General features: G+C 34.6%; 23 protein-coding genes. All 23 read right to left on the bottom strand.

Translation table 11 applies throughout. From position 1 onward, the window contains the following. Positions 1 to 2 precede the first annotated feature (2 nt). The gene (locus ACGE0T_RS07355) at positions 3 to 1,097 is read right to left on the bottom strand and encodes a glycosyltransferase (protein WP_459189882.1); all 1,095 of its coding nucleotides are present in this window, start codon (positions 1,095 to 1,097) and stop codon (positions 3 to 5) included. A gap of 19 nt (positions 1,098 to 1,116) precedes the next feature. Further along, a complete protein-coding gene (locus ACGE0T_RS07350) occupies positions 1,117 to 2,154 on the bottom strand; it encodes an EpsG family protein (protein WP_459189881.1) in 1,038 nt (345 codons plus the stop codon). 13 nt (positions 2,155 to 2,167) lie between these two features. Then, positions 2,168 to 3,253: a glycosyltransferase family protein gene (locus ACGE0T_RS07345; RefSeq protein ID WP_459189880.1), complete on the bottom strand. Its 1,086-nt coding sequence runs from the start codon at positions 3,251 to 3,253 to the stop codon at positions 2,168 to 2,170. Then, positions 3,237 to 4,397, bottom strand: coding sequence for a non-hydrolyzing UDP-N-acetylglucosamine 2-epimerase (gene wecB / locus ACGE0T_RS07340; RefSeq protein ID WP_459189879.1), 1,161 nt, complete (start codon positions 4,395 to 4,397; stop codon positions 3,237 to 3,239). Before wecB ends, ACGE0T_RS07345 begins: the two co-directional genes overlap by 17 nt. A gap of 36 nt (positions 4,398 to 4,433) precedes the next feature. After that, complete coding sequence (locus tag ACGE0T_RS07335; protein WP_459189878.1) at positions 4,434 to 5,666, bottom strand: glycosyltransferase family 4 protein; 1,233 nt, start codon at positions 5,664 to 5,666, stop codon at positions 4,434 to 4,436. Positions 5,667 to 5,682: 16 nt separating this feature from the next. Further along, complete coding sequence (locus ACGE0T_RS07330; RefSeq protein ID WP_459189877.1) at positions 5,683 to 7,005, bottom strand: O-antigen translocase; 1,323 nt, start codon at positions 7,003 to 7,005, stop codon at positions 5,683 to 5,685. Next, entirely contained in the window at positions 6,989 to 8,092 is a 1,104-nt protein-coding gene (locus tag ACGE0T_RS07325) for a DegT/DnrJ/EryC1/StrS family aminotransferase (protein ID WP_459189876.1), read from the bottom strand. The genes ACGE0T_RS07330 and ACGE0T_RS07325 overlap by 17 nt, the downstream gene beginning before the upstream one ends. Positions 8,093 to 8,114: 22 nt before the next feature. Next, entirely contained in the window at positions 8,115 to 8,684 is a 570-nt protein-coding gene (locus ACGE0T_RS07320) for a GNAT family N-acetyltransferase (RefSeq protein ID WP_459189875.1), read from the bottom strand. A gap of 3 nt (positions 8,685 to 8,687) precedes the next feature. Continuing rightward, positions 8,688 to 9,314, bottom strand: a complete 627-nt coding sequence (locus ACGE0T_RS07315; protein WP_459189874.1) for an MBL fold metallo-hydrolase — start codon at positions 9,312 to 9,314, stop codon at positions 8,688 to 8,690. Between the two features lies 1 nt (position 9,315). Then, the gene (locus tag ACGE0T_RS07310; protein WP_459189873.1) at positions 9,316 to 10,062 is read right to left on the bottom strand and encodes an SDR family NAD(P)-dependent oxidoreductase; all 747 of its coding nucleotides are present in this window, start codon (positions 10,060 to 10,062) and stop codon (positions 9,316 to 9,318) included. 4 nt (positions 10,063 to 10,066) lie between these two features. Then, the gene (locus ACGE0T_RS07305; protein WP_459189872.1) at positions 10,067 to 10,291 is read right to left on the bottom strand and encodes a phosphopantetheine-binding protein; all 225 of its coding nucleotides are present in this window, start codon (positions 10,289 to 10,291) and stop codon (positions 10,067 to 10,069) included. Positions 10,292 to 10,297: 6 nt separating this feature from the next. After that, positions 10,298 to 11,362, bottom strand: coding sequence for a 3-oxoacyl-ACP synthase III family protein (locus ACGE0T_RS07300; protein ID WP_459189871.1), 1,065 nt, complete (start codon positions 11,360 to 11,362; stop codon positions 10,298 to 10,300). After that, entirely contained in the window at positions 11,362 to 11,592 is a 231-nt protein-coding gene (locus tag ACGE0T_RS07295) for a phosphopantetheine-binding protein (RefSeq protein WP_459189870.1), read from the bottom strand. The genes ACGE0T_RS07300 and ACGE0T_RS07295 overlap by 1 nt, the downstream gene beginning before the upstream one ends. Before the next feature lie 3 nt (positions 11,593 to 11,595). Continuing rightward, the gene (locus tag ACGE0T_RS07290; RefSeq protein ID WP_459189869.1) at positions 11,596 to 12,396 is read right to left on the bottom strand and encodes a GNAT family N-acetyltransferase; all 801 of its coding nucleotides are present in this window, start codon (positions 12,394 to 12,396) and stop codon (positions 11,596 to 11,598) included. A gap of 110 nt (positions 12,397 to 12,506) precedes the next feature. Then, positions 12,507 to 14,024 (bottom strand): AMP-binding protein, encoded by a 1,518-nt coding sequence (locus ACGE0T_RS07285; protein ID WP_459189868.1) that lies wholly within the window; start codon positions 14,022 to 14,024, stop codon positions 12,507 to 12,509. 180 nt (positions 14,025 to 14,204) lie between these two features. Continuing rightward, the gene (locus tag ACGE0T_RS07280) at positions 14,205 to 14,426 is read right to left on the bottom strand and encodes a hypothetical protein (RefSeq protein WP_459189867.1); all 222 of its coding nucleotides are present in this window, start codon (positions 14,424 to 14,426) and stop codon (positions 14,205 to 14,207) included. Continuing rightward, positions 14,419 to 14,835: a sugar 3,4-ketoisomerase gene (locus tag ACGE0T_RS07275; protein ID WP_459189866.1), complete on the bottom strand. Its 417-nt coding sequence runs from the start codon at positions 14,833 to 14,835 to the stop codon at positions 14,419 to 14,421. Before ACGE0T_RS07275 ends, ACGE0T_RS07280 begins: the two co-directional genes overlap by 8 nt. Then, on the bottom strand, positions 14,835 to 15,242 hold the full coding sequence (locus tag ACGE0T_RS07270; RefSeq protein ID WP_459189865.1) for a sugar 3,4-ketoisomerase: 408 nt from the start codon (positions 15,240 to 15,242) through the stop codon (positions 14,835 to 14,837). Before ACGE0T_RS07270 ends, ACGE0T_RS07275 begins: the two co-directional genes overlap by 1 nt. A 56-nt stretch (positions 15,243 to 15,298) precedes the next feature. Beyond that, positions 15,299 to 16,390: an MraY family glycosyltransferase gene (locus ACGE0T_RS07265; RefSeq protein WP_459189864.1), complete on the bottom strand. Its 1,092-nt coding sequence runs from the start codon at positions 16,388 to 16,390 to the stop codon at positions 15,299 to 15,301. 401 nt (positions 16,391 to 16,791) lie between these two features. Next, positions 16,792 to 17,973, bottom strand: a complete 1,182-nt coding sequence (locus ACGE0T_RS07260; protein ID WP_459189863.1) for a TolC family protein — start codon at positions 17,971 to 17,973, stop codon at positions 16,792 to 16,794. Position 17,974: 1 nt separating this feature from the next. Continuing rightward, entirely contained in the window at positions 17,975 to 21,076 is a 3,102-nt protein-coding gene (locus ACGE0T_RS07255) for an efflux RND transporter permease subunit (RefSeq protein WP_459189862.1), read from the bottom strand. Between the two features lie 76 nt (positions 21,077 to 21,152). Then, the gene (locus ACGE0T_RS07250) at positions 21,153 to 22,370 is read right to left on the bottom strand and encodes an efflux RND transporter periplasmic adaptor subunit (protein ID WP_459189861.1); all 1,218 of its coding nucleotides are present in this window, start codon (positions 22,368 to 22,370) and stop codon (positions 21,153 to 21,155) included. A 208-nt stretch (positions 22,371 to 22,578) separates the two neighbouring features. Continuing rightward, entirely contained in the window at positions 22,579 to 22,989 is a 411-nt protein-coding gene (locus ACGE0T_RS07245; protein WP_459189860.1) for a DUF6769 family protein, read from the bottom strand. Between the last annotated feature and the right edge of the window lie 70 nt (positions 22,990 to 23,059).

Here is a 23,059-nt window from a genome sequence, read left to right as displayed (position 1 = left end):
AGCTAAAATTTACTCAAACTTGTATATAATTCAATATAAGAATTTACAGTATTTTCTATACTAAACTTATCTGATTGACATAAAGAATATTCACTCATTTTATTATATATCTTTTTATCTGTAAGAAGTATCACAATTTTATTAGCTAATCCTTTAAAATCACCTGGTTCAAATAGCAAGAAATCATTATCAACCACCTTATTCAAACCTGGAAGATTAGACACAAGTGCAGGAATACCACCTGCCATATATTCTAATGCAGATAATCCAAAACCTTCCCAAAAAGAAGACAAAACTCCTATGTCTGAAATTTTTATAATTGCAGGAACATCCTTTCTATTACCTAAAAAATGAATTCTCTTCTCTAAACCTAATTCCAAAACTAATTGTTTATTAACATCCATTGTTTCACCTGAGCCAACTAAAAAAAGATGAACAGAAGAATGAAGCAATGAAAATGCACGAATTAGTGTTTCATGATCTTTTTGTTCATTAAATCTAGCAACCATTATTACAATTTTATCAGATTCAGACAACCCTAATTCACTCCTTTTGAGCGCAATAATAGGATTTCTAAACTTAAAAATATCAATGCCATTATTTATAGTATGGATAGGAGACTTACATATACTTCTAATAATCCATTTTTGTAACTCTATTGTTGTAGCATTACTTATTCCTACTATTTTTGAATATCCCGAATAAAATATACTATCAATAAATCTAAATATCTTAAAATCGCGTCTATGATTATATGTATTATGCTCAGTTGTTAATATTTTACCCTTGGATTGTGAAATAAAACCTGCAAAAGATACTAAATATTGAGTTGGAAATAAATGAGCATGTATAATATCAAAACCAGGTATCAATTTATAAATACTTATTATATTTAGTATGTTATAACTAGAACTATACCTTCCTCTTATGATCTTAACACCTAATTTTTCAAAATCAATCATTAAATCACACTTATTACGTTCCAAAACTAATATAGAGACAAAATGACCTTGAGAAATGAAACCTTTACATAAAGAGAACAAAAGTGTTTCAACTCCTCCTTCTGATAGTGAATTTGTAATATGTAATATATTCATTAGAATAAAACAATTAAAGTCAAAAGAATATTAAATGAGAATTAAATATCAGAACAGTTAAAATAAACAAACTTATAATAACTGGTATAAATTTACTAATATATAATGGTTTAAAAATATAAATCATATACGGAATAAGTATAATCTCTACAACTTCATAAAAACCTTGCATTCTAAAAGCTACTGTTGCAATTGAGGACATCCCCACAAAACAGAATAAAGACAATAAATATATTTTCAATAGTAAAATCGAATATTTGTTATAACAAAAAATATTATTTCTATAGATTAACATAATATAAGCCAATATACATTTAAACAAGAACAGTACATTAAATATATTTATATTATTAAAACCATCTTGACCATACTCTTTATAAGAAAGATATATATCTAATTTTTCTTGAATAAAAGGTACAGGGATAAATGTAAGGAGTGTTATTTTTGAAAAAGCGATAAGATAGCCTATTGGAATAAGTACAGCCCAAAAGTAAACATTTATTTTTCTTGAATTCAAGAACCATAAAGGTAAAATCATTATAGCCGAAGTGTGAAAAAAAACGGCTATTAAAACAAGGAACAGAAATTTCCTTAAGTTTTTGTCAAAAATAGGTTTTATACACAAAAGTAATATTCCGGAAGCTATTCCTGATCGAATTTGAATAAGTTCTTGAACTATATAAATATTAGCAATATACAAAACAATGGATAAAAACACAAGATGTGATAATTGTTTTATTGCATAAAGTTTTATTGAAACACCAATTATAGCATATATTAAAAACAAATAAATAACATTTCCTGTCAAAAAGTTAACAGCATGAGCTATAAGAAAAAATGAATATTCCACAAAGACAATATCACCTGTAACAATCCTATAATAATAATCAACATAAGTAATATAATCAGGAAACGCATCTCCAATCCTCAATCCTGCAAATAATATTAATATAAGAGCAAATAAAACATAAATATATCTGTTATAAACAATCTTTTCTCTACCTACTAAAGAAAAAAATGAGACTAATATAAACAATAAATAAGCAGGTATAATCATATTGATTAAAACTCTATTTTCTTAAATATCCTATATTACTTTTTATAGATAGATTTAATATTTTCTCTGCTATTTTCTTATTTAAAGATGATTTTCTTTTATCAAGATGCTGTAATTCATTACTTTTATAGTCAACATAATCGTAATGATAATAATTATTATCTCCTATGTCTGCATATTTTAATATTGGAATAATCCCATAATACAAATATTCTATTAGTTTAGTAGGCGCAGCAACATTATTTAACACATGCTCATCTCTTAAAAGAAAACCATAATTAGAAATAGAATAATATTTATATAACTCATTAGGCAAAACAGAACGAACAATTAATTTATCCATGTCCAAATCATACATTTTTATCATATCAAAAGCTTCGCCAACCTGCTTTGTTAAAATTATATATTTATAATTATTATTCTCCGTTTCCTTTATTATATTAAGCATTAATTCAAAATTTTGCCAAGCTTGTAAATTGCCCGAATATATTAATACAACCTCATTTTCACGTATATTTAGCTCATCCTTAAAACTTAATGGATTAAAACAAGTATTTTCCTCTAATATATTAGTGGGTAAAATCGGTTTTATTATGTAATTAAAATTATTTTTCAAAGGATATTTTTTCCGAAAATGATCTCTCATATTATAACTAACACAAATTAAATTTACAAAATGAGATACCGCTTTCTTTTCTAAGAAATTAGCAATCTTCACTTTTATAAAGCTAGCGCCTTGAAAAGCATACTCTTCAGGAACAGCTCCATGAAAATCAAGAAAGGTATTCACATCTGAGTTTACAAAAAAAAATGAAAATTTAAAATAATTCAAAATAGAATGAACATAAATATTTTTTACTTGCTTCAACAACCTCCTTATTTGGAAATAATGAACAAATACATTTAACTCATAGATCCAAACATTTTGTTCTACCTTATAACTTTTTTTCCTAAAATCCTTAATAGATAATTGCAGATAGATTCTATTACAATCTTTTATTTCATCATCTACAGCTTTTATCCTCTGAACCATACCATCTTTAATATTATCTATAGTTGGATAAGGAGAAACTATTAAAAAATCAAACATTTTCTTCATTTAAAAAAAAATCAACAATACGTTTACTTGCTTTTCCATCTCCATATGGATTAATAGCTGTACTCATTTGATTATAATAAACTACATCCTCTAATAGAAATTCAACCTCACTTACAATCTTATTATAATCTGTTCCTACTAATTTAACAGTTTTTGCCTCCACTGCTTCAGGGCGCTCTGTTGTATCTCTCATTACAAGAACAGGTTTACCTAAACCAGGAGCTTCTTCCTGAATCCCTCCACTATCAGTCAAAACAATAGTACTTTTTTCCATTAGATATACAAAAGACAAATATTCTAATGGCTCTATAAAGAACATATTAGATTGCTGTTTATCTCCAAAAACTTCACTAATTGGCTTCCTTACATTCGGATTTAAATGCATCGGATAGACAAAATCAACTTTAGGGTATTTTTCAGATAAAGTTTTAATTGCATTACAAATATGAATAAAACCTTCTCCAAAATTCTCACGACGATGCCCTGTTATCAACACCATACGTCGTCCTTCTTTCACCCTATTTATATTATAACCAGCTTTTAATAAGAGAGTTTCTAATTGTTCATCCAAATTTTTATCATTTTTGATTTTCTCCACAACCATATATAAAGCATCAATAACAGTATTTCCCGTAACCATAACAGTCTTATCCACAACACCTTCAGCCAACAAGTTTTTACGGCTTAACAATGTAGGCGAAAAATGAAAAGCTGCAATTCTACCCGTAATTTGTCGATTAATTTCTTCAGGCCAAGGACTATAAATATTATGAGTACGCAGACCTGCTTCAATATGTCCTACTGGGATTTGTTGATAAAAAGCAGCTAATGCAGCCACCATAGAAGTTGTAGTATCTCCATGAACCAACACTATATCTGGATGTGCATCTTTTAATACTTCACGCATTCCTTCTAATACACGAGCAGTAATATCATATAGATCTTGACCTTGCTTCATTATATTTAAATCATAATCAGGAGTAATGTCGAATAGATCTAATACTTGATCAAGCATTTCACGATGCTGCCCTGTAACTGAAACTATTATTTTAAAAAAATTCGGATACTTCTGAAATTCTTTTACAAGGGGAGCCATCTTTATTGCTTCAGGACGAGTTCCAAAAACAAGCATTATTTTCTTCATTTTTTATAATCTTTGTATACATATTTTAATAAAACACTATTTTTTATATTTCAACAATGGTCTAACAGACAATCTATATATGTAATATATAGGGGACAATATAATATAAGCTACATATAAAAATCTTCCCATGTAACTTATCATTTTATCATATTTCATGTTACTTCCACCTTTATAAAATTTGTCCCACTCATTCATAATATACTTCATATCATAAACACTCTCAAAAAGAGCAAAAGCCTTTCTTCCAGCCTGTTCTCTTTGCTTTTCATCTACAACTATCTCTTTTATAATCTTCAAGAAAGAAGTGCGTTTACTAAATAAACTCTCGTCTCCCCCCAAATTATTTCTGTCAATCTCCGGATTCTCTCCCCAAAATCCATAAGCATAAGGTTGACAATTTTTGATACCACTTGCTAAAATTACAGGCTTACGAAAAGAAGCAGCTATCAGTATGGTAGTACCAACACCTATATAAGCTAGACATTGCTCATAAAGTCTATCCAAAGCTTCTCCCATAACAATACCTTTCATCAATATGGCTTCCCTCCGTAGATCCTTATTAACTAATGCTACCTCTTTTGCAACATCTTCACGTAACAACCCATCACCAACAACGATCAATTTTAATTCCTTCGGTATTTGATTTTTAATATGTAATGTTTTAAAATCTTGTATTAAATATTTCAAATACATTTTATCACTTGTTAATCGACCTACAGTCAATAGATAATTTTCCGTTTTCAAAAACTTTGGGGTTGGTTGGAAAATAGGGATAGGAAATATCTGAGGCGAAAGTTTATGCTTACACCTTTTCTCAATATAAGCATTCATACCCACTGTTAAAGTACAATACTGCTTTTTCTTATCCAACAAAATCGTTAAAAAACGTAAAGCATAATTATTATCATAATCCGATTCCAACAATACATTTAAAATGAAAGGAATCCGATGATACCAATAAGACATAACAACATAAATAGCTGGATACGAATTATGAACCTCTATCAAATCCACATTTTCCTCTAGCAATATATTTCCTAATCTTTTAATTGTTTTATTCAAACTATGATATCCCACAGAATAAGGAGGACACATACAATCTATATCAATATGCGTTATACCTTTAGGCAACATTTCGACACATTCACCACCTTTGGACATGACTATTACATCATAACCGTGTTCTATCAGCCATGATGCCTTACGAACAATATAAGTCTCAGCCCCACCAACTATCATCTGTTGAGTAATAAATGCTATTTTCATTTATAAATTCAAATGCTTATGCAAAAAAAATTATTTTCCTAAACAATATCATCATACAAATCATATACAGTACATAGTTCACCATATATCCTTGTGTAATACCCACTACTCCATTCCAATGCATAAATAAAAAGCCTAACCCTACAAACGTCAAAGCAAAGATTATCTCTGTCGCCACAAAAGTTTTTGTCATAGACTTCGCTACCATCAAGAATGCCAACAGCCAACTACATATCTTGAAAAAATCTCCTAATAACTGCCAAACAAAAAGATTTTCCATAGGCAAGAATTCGGGAGTGAAAAGAATACGAATAACAATAGTACGTAAAAAATAAACCAATACGAAACCACCCAAAAGCATGGGTACTATCACTTTATAACTCTTGAATATCTCATGACGCAACTCTTTAGGATTATTCAATTCACTGAGACGTGGCAAATAATATACACTGAATGAAGATGTTATTACCATCAAATACATATTAGAGATACGATTCATAGCTTCCCACCAACCTGCTTCTACAGCCGATATTTCCGATATCACATACCCGCGAAGCAACATTTGGGATACAGGAACTGTCGCAGCTGTAGTCAGTGTCATCAAGGTATAACGAAAGTATTTTTTTGTAATGGCAATATCTAACTTTCTTTTAAAATAACTCCACTTCAACCATGGCAGCTTTCTTATCATCCAAAGTGTAACTAACAACATCACACTTTGATAAGTAACAGTACTAACCAAAGCACCTTTCAATCCTAATGTCAAGACAAATAAAAGAGTAAATAATAACCCCAAAATACTATTTGCGATGTTTATCTTCACATATCTTTGAAATTCCTTAAAACCATTGAGAATAGAAATCAACATCATATTCAACGCGTATAGTAGAATTGTGATACCGAAAAGAACAAAAACATAGCCATATTCGTCAGAAAGCATGATTATTTCACTCAAAAAAGAATGAAAAACAATCATTAATATTCCTGCAACTAACGAACTATAAACCGTGATGCGTAGAGCGGTAGATAATAAAGGCTTTATTTTAATTTCATCTTCTTTATACTCAGCGACATACTTTGTTATTCCACTATTAATGCCACCACTGCTTACTGTCATTGCAATAGAAGCAAAATTATTTAATTGCCCCAGTAATGCCACACCAGCAGGTCCAATAATTGATGCCACTACTTTGACACTGATTAATCCTGTCAACATTTTTACTAACGTAGAAATAGCAGTAAAAGAAAATACTTTGACAATATCCGCTTTTGTAGCACGTCGGCAAAGAGATAAAAAGTTTAATAGTAATTCACGCACAATCTTAGCCTTTCCAAGCATTCAGTAATTCTACCACTTTCTTTACTTCTCCTTCAGTAATCACCGGACTCATTGGCAAACTCAATTCTTCTCTATGAATCTGCTCCGTGATGGGAAAACTCAAATTATTCCATTCTTTATAGCACTCCTGCTTAAAGGGAGGAATAGGATAATGAATGATAGTTTGTACCCCATTATCTGTCAAATATTTCTGTAGCTCATCACGTTTCTTTGTTCGTATGGTAAATATGTGAAATACATGAGCATTCCAATCTTTCACAATTGGAGTTATAATATCCGGATTGATTATATGCCTAATATAATATTTAGCAACTTCTTTACGGATTGCCACATCCTCATCCAAATGCTTTAACTTCACATCCAACACAGCTGCTTGTATCTCATCCAAACGGCTGTTACGACCACAATATTTGAATATATACTTCTTCTGAGACCCATAGTTAGCTATTGCACGTACGACTTTTGCCAGTTCCTCATCATCCGTAGTCACAGCACCAGCATCACCAAATGCCCCCAAGTTTTTGCCAGGATAAAAACTATGACCTGCAACATCACCCAAAGAACCTGTTTTCCTACCATTACAGTTGCAGCCGTGGGCTTGTGCATTGTCTTCTACTAACTTCAGATTGTATTTTTCACAAACACTTCTAATATTCTCAGTATAAGCACATTGACCATATAGATGCACAATCAAGATAGCCTTAGTACGTTTTGTTATAGCTGCTTCTATTTTTGAATCATCTATCTGATAGTTTTCAATATTCGGCTCTACTAATACAGGTTTTAAACCATTTTCTGAAATCGCAAGGATAGAAGCAATGTAAGTGTTTGCAGGAACAATTACTTCATCACCAGGTTTCATTACTCCCATTTCAATATAAGCACGAAATATCCATATCAATGCATCCAAACCATTAGCACAACCTATTGCATATTTCGTTCCTATATATTGAGCATAATCAGCTTCAAATTTTTCATTCTCTTTTCCTTGAAGATACCAGCCGCTATCCACGACACGCTTAACCGCCTCATGAATCTCTTCAGAGTATTTCTGAGTAATTTTTTGAAGATCCAGAAATTTTATCATATTTTTAATCAATTTATCACAATTATTTAAAAATGGAAGCTAATTCCTGCTTCATCACCTTTTCGCATAACCTAATATGAGCATGTTTATATTTAGTATAATTTTCTTTGGATATTCGATAGAATATATCCAACTCATTTTCACCAAGTATTTCAGGGTGAAATGAACGTACATATTTATGTGTGTGGTTATCTCTTCTTGCATCTGTCATCAAATATTCCATATTAGGCAATTCAAATGCAAACTCGCAACTAATAATATTACCCAATACAGAACTCCCCACTGGTGCATTAGGAGAAAAAAGCCAACTTCCTTGAGTAAAGTGGTTGTCTTTAATATTATATATACGAGACAAACCAAGCCTTACTCCATTTATAAAAAAAATAAAGTAGTATTCTTTCCCATCCTTTTCTCTTTCTTTATATGCTCTTATCCATTCTACTTGATTTGACACATTTGCATCTGTCACACTTATAAACCGGGATAATCTTTTATCTGTACGCAAAGCCACTATAAACTCTGCATCTTCTTCAACTACAAGCCTTACTTGTAACCCATATTTTAGTACAAATTCTGTATCACTATACTCCATTGGTCATTCTTCAAAATCATAATCACTTAAATCAAAATCGATACCATGTCCTGCATACACATGCACATTTTGAGGGATTAATGACTTATAAAATTTATATGATAATTTAAGTTTTTCTTTTGATCCAAAAGGCAACTTTGTCACTGTTTTCAGCTTATAAATTAATGTATCACCTGTAAATAAAATACGATCATCAACCAATATAGAAATACCACCATTAGTATGTCCCGGAGTGACATAAAACTGCAAAGAATGTCCATTCCAACCTAAAGATTCACCATCTTTTACAATTTGATCAGCAGGAGACAAAACAAAACCTTTACCATCGTTAAAAAATGACAAATTACTTTTAGAGTCTTGAATAGCATTGGAACATTCTTCACTTGCTAACAAAACAAAATTGTAATATTTTCTTAATAACGCAATACCAGCTATATGATCAAAGTGTTCATGAGTAACAATAATAAGATTGGGAATCAACAGACTCCTATTCAAATATAGTAACAAATGCTCACAATCATCCGTCCCTGGGTCTACTATAATACATTGATTTCCCAGCGTAGAATCAAATAGAACAAAACAATTTGAATTTATAGGTTGATTTTCAATAACATGAATATTCAAAGCCATACTATCCCGTTATATTTATGGTTCTACCACCATCAATAGTAAGTTGTTGACCTGTAATCCAACGTGCCTGCCCAGACAAAAGGAATTTTACACCATTAGCAATATCCTGCGGAAATCCATAACCTAATGGATAGGTAGACTCCATTCTTTCTTCAACCTCTTTATTTTCAAAAATAGAAGAAGTCATTTCTGTAAGGACTGCCCCTGGCAATACTGAATTCACCCGAACCTTAGGTGCCAGTTCAACAGCCACACTCCTCATAAACGCATCTAACGCACCTTTAGTTGCTGCATAAGAATTAAAAGCCTTAGCACCTCTATTGCTAATGTTACTAGAAATATAAACTATATTGTCTAATGCCCCTTTATTCCATTTTTTTGAAGACAAAACTTTTGTTATCAACATGGCAGATACGAGATTAATATTTAGAGCATCGATAATATTTTGAACATGCTGACTCTTTAAAGGAAGCATGTTTATGATTCCGGCACAATGAACAAAACTGTTTATTTGAATATTATGGTCACAAAGAAATGCTTGTAATCGTTCCTCTAGTGAGTATATATCAGCTAGATTTTCATTCCAAATTAAACATTCAGCTCCATTAAAGCACATTTGTTGTGTCTCCACTAAACGAGCTTGATTTCTACCATGAAGAATCACTGTATACTCCTTAGATAATTCAATGGCAATAACCCGACCTATACCAGAAGACGATCCTGTAACCAAAACAACGGGTTTATCCATAGACCTATTTTTCAGCCCTTTTACTTTCTATCAGTTCATTCAAACCTTTAACGGTTTTAGCTGATATTATTTCAGATGTATTAATAGTCACTCCATATAATTCATCTGCCATTGCAATTATAGACAGAATTGTAAGGGAATCCCACGATTCAAATGATTTAAGTTCATCTGTCATATTAACAGAGTCTTCTTCTAATAATTCTGCAATTTGTTCGATAAATGTTTTCATTTCTAATTAATAATTAATTTGAGTACAAAAATTCAAATTTCCAATTTTCATTAATAAGCTACTCCAAGTTAGTCCTACACCAAAACCAGAAAGACAGACCAAGAACTCTTCCTCGAATAAACGTTCACCAATATTGAAGGTTATATTAGTCGGTATAGTAACTCCACTCGCATTACCAAAGTTTTCTACAATATTACTTGGCATTTTATCTCTGCTAATACCTATTTTATCTGCTAATTTTTGAAGCATAAAACGATTAGGCTGATGAAACATATAGTAATCAACTTCGTCCTTTCCTATCCCTGCTGTCTTCAAAAGAGCTTCAATCATAGGAGGAACTTCCGTTTGTACAAAATTGAATACCTCATCTCCCTTCATTACAAGATTTTCTTTTGAGCGAAAGTTTCCATTCATATCTTCTTTCATTTCTGATGTTTCAGCTGAAGAGAATTCCTTAAATCCACCAGCAGGAATAATCAAGGCTTCCGCTCTACTTCCATCCATTTTTATGTTACCATAAATTGGTTGATTATTAATAGATCTTTCAATAACCGTAACAGAAGCACCATCCCCTATTAGAGGATTGCTATTCCTATCACGCTTAGATACTTTACGACTTAGAACATCCGCATTCAGTAGAACTACTTTTCGAATTGTTGGTTGTTCCAAAAGCATAAATGCCTGCATCAAACCTAAAACAAACCCGGCACATCCTTGATTGATATCCATACAAATCATATCATGTTTTAAGCCAACTCGTCCTTGTATAATATTGCTTGTAGGAGGCATAAAATAATCAGGAGACTGTGTAACCAAAATCAGAGCATCAACATCTTCTCTTTTCAACAATGAATGCTCAAACAAGTATGTTAGTCCATAACAACACAAATCTGACACACAAACACCATCTTCTACAATACGATGTTTGTTATATCCCATAGCCATTTTCAACTTCAGAGATTTTGCAGTTGAAAAATTATAATTACACATCTCATCTTCAAAAGAGACCTCTCTTGAAGGCAACACTGTAAGAATACCAGATATTTTCTTATTAATAAACCGTAAGTCCATTATTTAACTCCGTTTTTATGTAATAAGTTTTCAATGCTTTCTATTGAAGAAAAGTTTTCAGGCATAACATCAACACCATCAATAGAAATACCAAAGTTAGTATCAAGTTCATTAACTAAATTAATTACATCAAAAGAATCAAGCATGCCTTCTTCTATGAAGTTAACGGATTCATTAAAATCAAATTCAGGACGCAGGCCATTCAAAATCGCAACAATTTTCTCTTTCATTATTTAATTTAATTTTAAGACATAATCATACATTTTCTCTTCTTTGAAACCATAATGCTTGTAACGTTTTATAGCATTCTTATTATTGGCAAGCACCCAAAACATCTGACGTTTCGTTTCTCTACCTTGATACATAAATGCATTAAAAAGTTTAGAACCTATATGCAAATTTCTATATTCTGGAGATACAAACCAATAACGGAGATACAAAGTATACCCATTCAACTCAAATATTATAAAACCACACACTTTGTTATCTTGTTTGTAAAGCAACACACACTTCTCCGAAATAAATTTATCCAATTCTTCCCTTTCAATAATTTGTTCAGATAAAAAGTCAAAATTATTGCAAAGCAATGTATAAACATCATCCGCATCACTATCTATCGCAAAAACAATATCTGCATGAGGTTCTTTATAACAAGGAGAACCGACTCTACACATACGGTAAATATACTCATATTCAACAAAACCATTATCCAAAAATAATTGCTTTAACGATTCCACTCTGGTATCTCCAACCAAGTCAATCATTACTCGAAAAGAGATTTGAGGCAGAACAGCTTCCAAGCCATCTTGCAAACTCTCTATATCTGTAGTTATATAAAAGAGATTATTAACAGCATCACTTTTCCGTATGATAAAATAGCAATTATTTTTCTTTATGAAATAAAGTTCACCCTTTTCAATCCAAAGTGTGTACTTAAAATGATTCATATAGAGATTAGAAAGAAAACCTTCTCGTTTCTGTCTAACGTCATTAAAATAACAGTTTAACTCATCTATGGATTCAATTTTATTCATCTAATCTTTATTAACTATAATATTCTTACTATAGATTAAAAGCATATCTTCAATTCTGGACACTTACATATAAATAAAAATTCCCCTCACAAAATACAATTCTCAATCTTTTATCCATTAACTTGTGCGTTATAGAATAAACGATCTATTTTTCCATTACTATTCTGCTTTATCATATCAACACGATGATATTCTGATGGCATCATATATTTGGGGATATAAGTCATAATTACTTTTCTAAAATCTGCCATATTCAGATCTTCATTCGATTGATAAAAAAGTACAATCTTCTTGAGAGTAAAATTATATATCACGCAACAATTCTCAACCATATGACTTCCCAATACAGCCATTTCAATCTCGCCTAACTCTATACGGTAGCCATTATGCTTAATCTGGGAATCCTTTCGTCCTACATACATAATCTCGCCCAATTCATTACGATAGACAATATCTCCTGTACAATAAATCGTTTCTGGATAGTGGCTATTTAAGGGATTCTGAATAAAAGCTTTACGAGTTTTTTCCCAATCATTGTAATAACCTAATGCCAAAGAAGTACCCCTAACACATAATTCACCCTGCTCATTAACTACAGCTTCACGTCCATCTACTAAAATTAGCACATCACTATTCTTACAGGCAAAACCTATAGGCAACGATTCGTCATCTAAAAAATCTCGTTCAACAATATAATAAGTACAATCAACGGTAATCTCTGTAGGCCCATACAAATTAACATATCGACATTGGGGTAAATATTTTCTCCAATAATTCAAGTGCTTGTTAGGCATTATCTCACCTGCAAAAAATACATCTTTTAAATATAATGGTAACTTGCTTTCAAAAATTTTAAAATTAGCCACATTGATAAGAGCAAATGGAACCCAAAATACAAACGTAATCTTATATTCATTCAAATAATCCACCAATTTGGCAGGAAACATAAAATTTTCTTCTGGTATGATATTCAAAGTAGCCCCTGTCGCATACATCAAATAGATGTCAAGTGTTGAATTATCAAAGTAGAATGGAGCTTGATTACCTATAACAGTTTCATTACTAATACCAAACGTTTCTACTGCCCAATCAATATAATCTATTACACCACGATGGGAAACAACCACACCCTTAGGGGTTCCTGTTGAACCGGATGTAAAAATAGAATAAACAGGATCAGTATCTATTTGGGAACTCAACAAATTGTAAACATAAGATGAATCAAATTGCGACTCTAAAAGTGGTAATATTTCATCAATCACTAAAATAGTTTTACTATAAAAAGAACGCAGCTTCTCATAATGGCATTTGTCTGTTATGATTACAGATGCATCTAATACATTCACAATTGAAAGTATTCTACTGTCTGGAGATTTAGTATCTAAAGGTACATAAAAATTACCACTCATACAAACACCAGCAAAAGCTTCCACTGCTTTACATCCTTTAGGTATATAAATACCTATAGGACTTTTTTTTATGTCACATGATAAAATTCTTAATGAAATACAATAAGCCACTTGCAAAAGGTCATAAAAACAAACTTGCTCCATAGCATCTTGAACCGCTATTTTTTTAGGAAACAACGATGATGTCCTTACCAAATATTCTATTACATTCTTCTGCATTTTTTATTCTTTTTCTATACCCAATAATTTAGTACAAATATCTATATGCTTTACTTTATTTTTCAAAAAGTTAGCTTTATCAAACTTAACATAACCTCTTTTAAGATTATAGGTTCAAATGACATATTAAAACGAACAATAGCCTTATTATTTTTTTTCATATCAGCATAATCAATGCCTTTAAAACTGAAAATAAAATAATATTCCTTTCCTTTTTTTCCGCTCTTTATATTCTTTAATCCATTCTTTTTGCACTTCTATATCTGGCAATGTCTGATGAATAAACCTGCTAAGTTTTGTGTCTGTACGCAAACCAATCATAAAAGCTGCATCTGATTCATTAACTAAACGAACATCAATACCATATTTATGTAAATGAAAGTCCTTAGAAAGTTTATTCATTTTTATATTCAATAAATTCTTTGTAATCTCTAATATAATCACTCTCATTATATACCATTGAAGCTAAAACTAAACAAACAGCCCCAGAAGAAAAGTCATCTAACACACGCCATATACCCGGAACCACATATAATCCCAGATAAGGACGGTTTAGTGTAAAAGTTCGACGTACTTTTCCATCGTCCAATGTCACATTAAAACTACCACTTGCAGCAATAATCAGTTGTTGCAATTCTTTATGAGCATGTCCCCCACGAGACTCCCCACCTGGAATATCATAAAGATAATAAGCTCGTTCAATATCAAACGGAATTGTTCTACCGTTCTCTATTACAGATATATTACCTTTTATATGATGATGTTTATCTAACTCTATAATTGTACAATCATAAACAGAAGAAGTATTCATTATTTTACATATTGCTTAAATTGTTCATAATCGTAAATATAATCATCAGGGCTATATAAAGTTGAAGCTAAAATAAAAGCTAATGAATTTGTAGAAAAGTTTTGCATTTCCCTCCAGATACCACTAGGCACATAAATACCATAATATGAACGATTCAAAGAATAGGTCTTCCGTTCTGTACCATCATCTAATATAATATCAAAACTACCTGAAATAGCAACAATAAATTCCTCATTATTCTTATATGCATGTCCTCCTCGTACCTCACCCCCTGGAACATCATAAATCCAATAAGAACGAGCGATTTTAAAAGGAATGTGCTTATGCTCTTCAATAAAGGATAAATTACCTCGCCTGTCTATAAATTTAGGCAAATTTATCAATTTAACATCTTGTATTTTACACATATTTATTTTTCCTTCTTACATAGAAATTCTCACAAAGACGCAAAAAAAATTCTCTTTCAATTTCTTTTATCTCTAATTCTATCAAACCACAAATTCAACCCCGTCCAAATCACAATATCCCCAACAAATAATACATTATTATCCAAATGAGGAACCAATATAATATTCAAACAGCAGAATCCTATAGCCAATCCCAAAATAGACAGCATTGCCCTTCTGTGGCTCAGTCCCATATCCAAAAACTTATGATGAATATGATTCCGGTCCGGCTCAAATAAGGCACTTCTTGTTCTTAAACGTACCAATATAACCCGGATCACATCAAACATCGGAACGATCAGGGTTGAAAATGCAACCACTATTGCCCCTTCCGAATAAGGGATCAGGTCCGGATTAAAGGAAGAATAACGGATGGACAGGAATGCTAAAATATAGCCTAGCGTCAAGCTTCCGGTATCTCCCATAAATATTTTGTTGTGACGTTCGACACGTCCAAATACGTTATAATAGAAAAATGGCAGCAGTACACCTAAGGTGGCAAAAGACAACATGGCATACAACCAAACCCTGTTATAAAGAAAAAGGCTTCCCAGGATAATCAAAGCAACACTGCTAAGTCCGGAAGCCAAACCGTCAATACCATCAATTAAATTAATGGCATTTGTAATAAATACAGTTAATAATATCGTAAAAGGTATACCCAACCAAGGAATCAGTTCATAAATACCAAATAAGCCATAGAGATTGTTTATCCATAACCCGGATAAAGGGAAAAAAGATGCGACAATAATCTGGATTACGAACTTTGTACGGTAACGCAATCCGACTAAATCATCTTTGATGCCGGAAATATACAAGATCGTTAGTCCACATATAAGCAGAAGAACTTCCGGAACAACGATATGAACCAGATTCGGAGCAAGAGGAAATCCATAAATATACCTCAAACTCATTGCAAATGCCAATGAGAAGATAATAGTCGGCACAAATGATAAACCACCTAAACGGGGTACTGTTCCATGATGAACTGTACGGTCATTGGGTATATCAAATAGCCTCTTCCTGAAAGCCACAACCAAGATTCGTGGAATGATGAAGGAAGATAAAATCGTTGAAATTATAAATACTAAAATAATAAAAAATAACATGTCACTTTAGTTTTGCTTATACACAACAAAGTTCGTCAGTCCCACGATTGGATGACGAAAAACTATCGACAAAAACTATAGTTTTCCCTTTAGCTCTGCAAAAGTAGCTACAAAATATAAGATTACAAACTTTTCTCTTCTATAAAATCTACCAACCAGGGCTTTTCGAGCATAAAGCATTAAAAACAATGGATATACAACAAAAAATAAATAGAAATGATGTTTATACCCTCTGTTTTGAAAGGGATACCCATATAAAAAATACGGATTCATCGAAAAAATCATAGTTATGGTTTTTGGAAAATCATAACTATGAATCCGAAAACGTATCTATATTCTTTAAAAGAATCAGGTATTAGACACAACACCAAATATAATCAAGTATAAGACCACAAAAAAGATTACAACTGATGCTTATACAGCTGCGCCATCACCTTCTGGTATTCATTCTGTAACTGCATATAATTCTGCATACTCTGATACAAAGTCGTTACATCAACAAAATACTCAATCATTGAAATCTGCCCGCTTTGAATCGCTTTATTCAAAAGCGCCAGATTATTCTGGCTTTTCAGAACAGACTGATATTCATCGATAGACGTCTTTAGTGCCACAGACTGATTATAGAGCTGGAGTAATTCGTTTTCTACAGTCGTGGTCGTGCTTTCTATCTGCAAATCGGTATATAAACTTTGTGCTTTTGCCTGTTTTACGTTATTACGATTAGAGAAAAGAGGAATCGTAATGCCGACTAAAAAGCCATTAAAGCGTTCTCCTCCTGTTGCCGTATTCAAACGGTAACCTAACTCAAATCCTGGCAACCACAAAGATTTGCTTACTCCTAACTGACGTAAAGCAGCAGACTTCTCACCTTGTAAAGCAAGTAATTGACGGTTTGCAGGAACAGCCTCCTGTTGCAAGTCCACGAAAGACTGCGGTGTCTCAACCGGCTGATAAACAGTATCCGTAAAATGAATGGCAACTCCCCCATTCAAAGTGGCTAATTCATGCAATTTAGCCACACGGGCAGCTTCATTCATACGGGCTTCATTCTTTGCATTGAGAAGTTCAAGGTTAATCTTGTTTGTTTCAAGAATGCTTGCATCTCCGTTTTTCAAGCGCATCTCATACAATGCAGCCAATTGCTCGGCATTTTGGCGGCGCTGGTCCAAAAGGCTTTTCTGCTGATTCAGAAAAACTAAATCCAAACATACTTCTTTTGCCTGCAAAAGAATCTGTTGACGGACTTCAGCACCCTGACGGTCATAACTTTCACCCTTCGCTTTTGCCAACTTATGCCTCTGTACATAAACAGAAGGAAAATCAAATGATTGGGAAGCCACCAGTTCACCTTGTATTCCCATCCCTTCCCTATTTCCATATTGATGGACATAAGAGACGGAAGGGTCCGGCAGGTTATTATCCAACTTCGAAGCCAGCTTTTGTGCCGTAATTAACTGACGGTTGGCTTGCAACTCTTTATTATTAGTTTCTATGCTGCTCAGGACATCTTCAATGGATGTCTGGGCTGTAGCAGACAGTGTAGCTGTAATCAAAGTTGCTATTATCAAATATCGTTTCATACTATTTATTCTTATTCATAAACAAATAAACAATCGGAATAATAAATCCGTTCAGGAATGTCGATGTTAAAAGACCTCCTAGAATAACAATAGCCATCGGGCTCTGGATTTCATTACCAGGCAAATCTCCCTGTAATGCAAGCGGGACAAGGGCAAGAGCCGAGCTAAGCGCTGTCATCAAAATCGGATTCAAACGGTCCAAAGAACCTTGCAATACGGCTTCGCGAAGCGGCAGGCCTTCCACTGTCCTTAAATGCGTATAATGGCTGATCAATAACATACCGTTACGTGTAGCGATACCGAACAATGAAATAAACCCGATAATTGCAGGAATACTAATCACCCCGGATGTAAATTTCAGGATAAACACACCGCCGATTAATGCCAACGGTAAGTTTAACAGGACCACTCCACTCTCTTTTGCATTCTTAAATTCATTATAAAGAAGCAGGAAGATAACCAACAATGACATCAAAGAGGTAAGCAATAAAGTACGGCTTGCAGCCTCTTCACTCTCAAACTGTCCGCCATATTCAATGTGGTAACCTTCCGGCAATTGAATGGAAGCATCCACCTTTTCACGGATTTCATTCACCACACTGCGAAGGTCGCGTTCCGAGACATTCCCACTGATGACAATTTTGCGTTGTACATTCTCCCGGTTAATCGTATTCGGGCCTGTAACGGAACGTACTTCCGCCACATAACTTAAAGGAACTTTCTTTCCTCCGGCATCCATTATCAGGTCCTTAATATCTTCCATGGTTGCGCGACTCGTATCAGATGTTTTCACTGTCAAATCGAATGTTTTACCATCATCATATACCTGGCTTACCACTTCACCGCCTAACATTACATTGATATATTCCTCAAACTCAGGCAATGAAATACCATATTTTGCCATTAACTCGCGTTTGGGAGTAATAGTAAGCTGCGGACGTTCTATCTGTTGTTCGACCTTTAAATCCACTAAACCAGGGATGTCTTTAATAGCTGCCTGTATCTGATTGCCAACTGTAAACATCAGATTCAGGTCTGTTCCAAATAATTTAATGGCAATGTTTGCTTCGGTACCAGACAACATGGCATCGATACGATGGGAAATAGGCTGTCCTATTTCAATATTGGCACCACTGATAGTAGACAGTTTTTTACGTACATCGTTCATCACCTCGTCACGACTGCGATCTTTCAGGACAAACGGAGCTTCAATCTCACTCACATTTACCCCCAATGCATGTTCGTCCAACTCTGCACGGCCTGTTTTACGGGCTACGGTTTGAATTTCCGGTATCTGCATCAATAACGCTTCGGCACGCCTTCCCATACGGTCGGATTCCTCCAGAGAAATACCGGGTAACGAGCTGACGTTAATCGTAAATGAACCTTCATTGAAAGACGGCAGGAAACTGCGTCCTAACGTAAAGAAGGTATAAAGAGATACGATAAATAAAGCCAAAGTAAAACCTATCACCCCCTTTTTATGTGTTAATGCACCTTGTAATGCCTTGCTATATACTTTTTTCAGGGAACGGCTCACCCAAGGTTCGGTTGTCTGATTCTGGCTTTTACCTTTTAACAGATAGCTGCAAAGTACCGGAGTAAGTGTTAATGCCACCACAGTCGAAGCAAACAATGCTACAATAAATGCAATACCCAGAGGAATCAACATACGTCCTTCCATTCCATGAAGAAAGAACAGAGGAACAAAGCTGACTACAATAATCAGCGTCGAATTTAAAATAGGCATACGTACTTCACGGGAAGCATCATATACGACTTCCAGTATCGACCGTTGTTTATCCGGCGGTAAAAGGCGGTTTTCCCGTATCCGTTTATACACATTTTCCACATCCACAATGGCATCATCCACCAATGAACCGATAGCAATTGCCATACCTCCCAAGCTCATCGTATTAATAGTCAATCCCATAAAATGCAGGACAAGGACGGAAACGAGTAAAGAAAGAGGTAAAGCGACCAATGAAATCACCGTTGTACGGATATTCATCAGGAAAAGGAATAATACAATGACAACAAATACGCTTCCTTCCAGCAAACTGTTCTTCACATTGTTGATTGAACTGTCTATAAAATGGCTCTGGCGAAAGATATCGGTCGAAATATGCACATCCGCCGGTAAATTCTTCTGTAAATCGGCAACTATTGCATCCAGTTTATTTGTCAGGTCTATTGTACTGGTATTCGGTTGTTTCGTCACCGTAATTAAAACCGCCGGTTTGGTACGTTCTGAAGCGGTACCCAGTTTAGGACTCTTCCCGCCTATTTTTACAGTTGCTATATTTTCCAATAAAACAGGAAAATCATTTACAACTTTCACAACCCCTTTTGCAATCTCTTCTGCTTTGGATGTAGAAAGAACCCCACGGATGATGTATTCATTGTCATATTCATACAAGACACCTCCGTTTGCATTGCGGTTCATATTACGGCAAGCGGTCAATACTTCATCCAACGAAACGCCATAATGTTTCATACGGGTCGGATCCAACAGTATTTGGTACTCCTTGATTTCACCACCGATAACCGCAACCTGCGCTACACCGCCGGTCGATAATAAACGGGGACGGATTGTCCAATCCGCTATCGTACGCAAATCGATTTGAGAAGTTTTATCCCCGCCACTTACCGAATCATTATCCACCGTCAATCCGATAATCATCATTTCACCCAGGATTGAAGACTGCGGGCCGAGGGTCGGTTTCCCTACATTTTCCGGCAAACTTTCACTTACTACAGCAAGCTTCTCGGAAACAATCTGCCGGGCACGATAAATATCCGTTCCCCAATCAAATTCAACCCATACAACAGAGAATCCCGTCGTGGAAGAAGAACGTACACGACGCACGTTCATCGCACCATTTACTGCAGTCTCTACGGGAAAAGTAACCAGACGTTCCACTTCTTCGGGAGCCATACCATTCGCCTCAGTCATGATAACAACTGTCGGCGCATTCAAATCCGGGAATACATCCACATCCATCTTGGTTGCGGTGTATGCTCCGGCTATCATCAGCAGCAAAGAGCAGACCAGAACCACCAGCCTGTTATGCAGCGAGTAATATATTATTTTATTCAGCATAAGAATACTTCGTTTTTAATCGGCAATCGATAACTGTATTTAACTGTCAACTGTCACCTATCAATTGTCAACTGATTTAATGATTATGTGTATGAGCCGGTATTGCATTCGATGCAGAGGCCAATTTAATTTGGTAAGCCCCTTCCGTTACTACCTCATCTCCCGGATGGATACCACTAAGTATCTGCACTTCAGAACCATTATTCGCACCCAAAGTTACCGGATGTTTCAAATAACCTTCTTCATCCAAACGGACATATACAGAGTAAACTCCCTGTTCCTCGATCAGGGCGGAAACAGGAACGCTCATCACATCTTTCATCGGTGCCGTAAGCAAATAAATCTCGACAAAGGAACCCGGAATAATCGCTCCCTTATTATCGAACTCGAACGTAACCGGCACATAAAACGAGTTGGCATCCGAAGATTTACCATATGAAATCAAACGGCCGCGCAAATCTGCCAGCCGATACACTGCATTATCATACGGAGTGCTGAAATTAGCCGATTGTACGGCAGGCAGCACATTATAATACTTTTCAGAAACTTCCGCACGCAACACCAAACGGCTATTCTGCGAGATAGTAGCCAACGGTTGCCCTACACTTACATAGTCACCTTCTTTTACCTGGAGATTTTTCAAATAACCATTCATTGGAGAAACAACAGAAACACCATTCGCCGTCTGTTTTCCTTCAACCGCCTCCCAGGCTATCTTCGCATTCTCATAATTGAGACGTGCTTGTTCGAAGTCTTTAGCCGAAACAATCTTATCACCGACAAGCGACTGCATACGCTCATATTCTTTCTTTGCCGTTTCATAAGCATATTTGGCTCTTGAAGCCACATTTCCATCGGATAAGCCACTTGAAGCCAAACTCAGAATCGCTTGTCCTTTCTTTACAGCCGTACCATCTACAAACGACAGGTTTCCGAATGTCACGACTCCGGGCACTGTTGCGACGATAGTCGTTTCCTCCCCCTGGGCTGCCATTACTCGTCCGCTTGTTTTAATTACATCCGTAAATATTCCGGGCTCGACTTTGACTGTTTTCAATCCGACAGCCTCAGCTAATGCTTTCTTAAAAATAATTTCTCCGACAGCATGCGCTCCGCCGGCTTCGTGTTCATGATCGTGTTCGTGCTCATGGTCATGTCCTTCTTCTTCCTCATGTTCATGGCTATGTCCTTCTTCATGCTCATGAGCATGTTCTTGTCCTCCTTTTGCTGCATTACCACTACAGCCGGCAAGTAAATAGGCAAACAGAATACCTACTAAATATATCTTCTTCATTTTTATAAAATGGTTTTAATAAACAACTTAACAGATTAGGGAAACATATGTTCGCAGTAAAAGACGGCGCCAACAAGTATCTGACGCGAATGAGATAAACAACGCAGACTAAATATCAAGACATGACAAATTCTTTTAATCAAACAGAATTTGTAACAAAAAAATGAATCTAATCCGGATATCTACAACGAAATTGTCCTTTACAGCATTAAAGGATAGGGAAAGAAGGAGGCGCACGAAGCCCTGACGCAGATGTTATCCACGTTCCATGCAGGGTTTCAACATAGAAGCCTTGCTCCCGTTCACAGAATTGTCCGTTGAAAGCAGGTTCAGGAGGGTTAATATAATCAAATAATACAAGTAGAGGAAAAAGTTGATGCCCCATATCCACATCCGTAATATGAGTCAACAGAGAGGTATAAAGAGCCACATTATGCCCGTTGCATCCGCAATCATGCGAATTGGGACTGCCATGTCCGCCATGTGCAGCTTCCGTCTTCACCGATTTGTAGCAAGGCAAACCGTTACTATGATGATGGTGTGGTATTACAACCGACAACAACATCACAATACTGGCAACCAGCATAACATATTGATATATTCGTTTTTTTGCTCTCATACTTGCGAATGCAAATATAGAAAAAATTCATTTTATTGCAATGAAACGATTCAATAATCGCCTTATTGAT

This window comes from Parabacteroides sp. APC149_11_2_Y6 (genome assembly GCF_054506995.1).
This window is presented reverse-complemented; position numbering and strand designations above follow the sequence as displayed.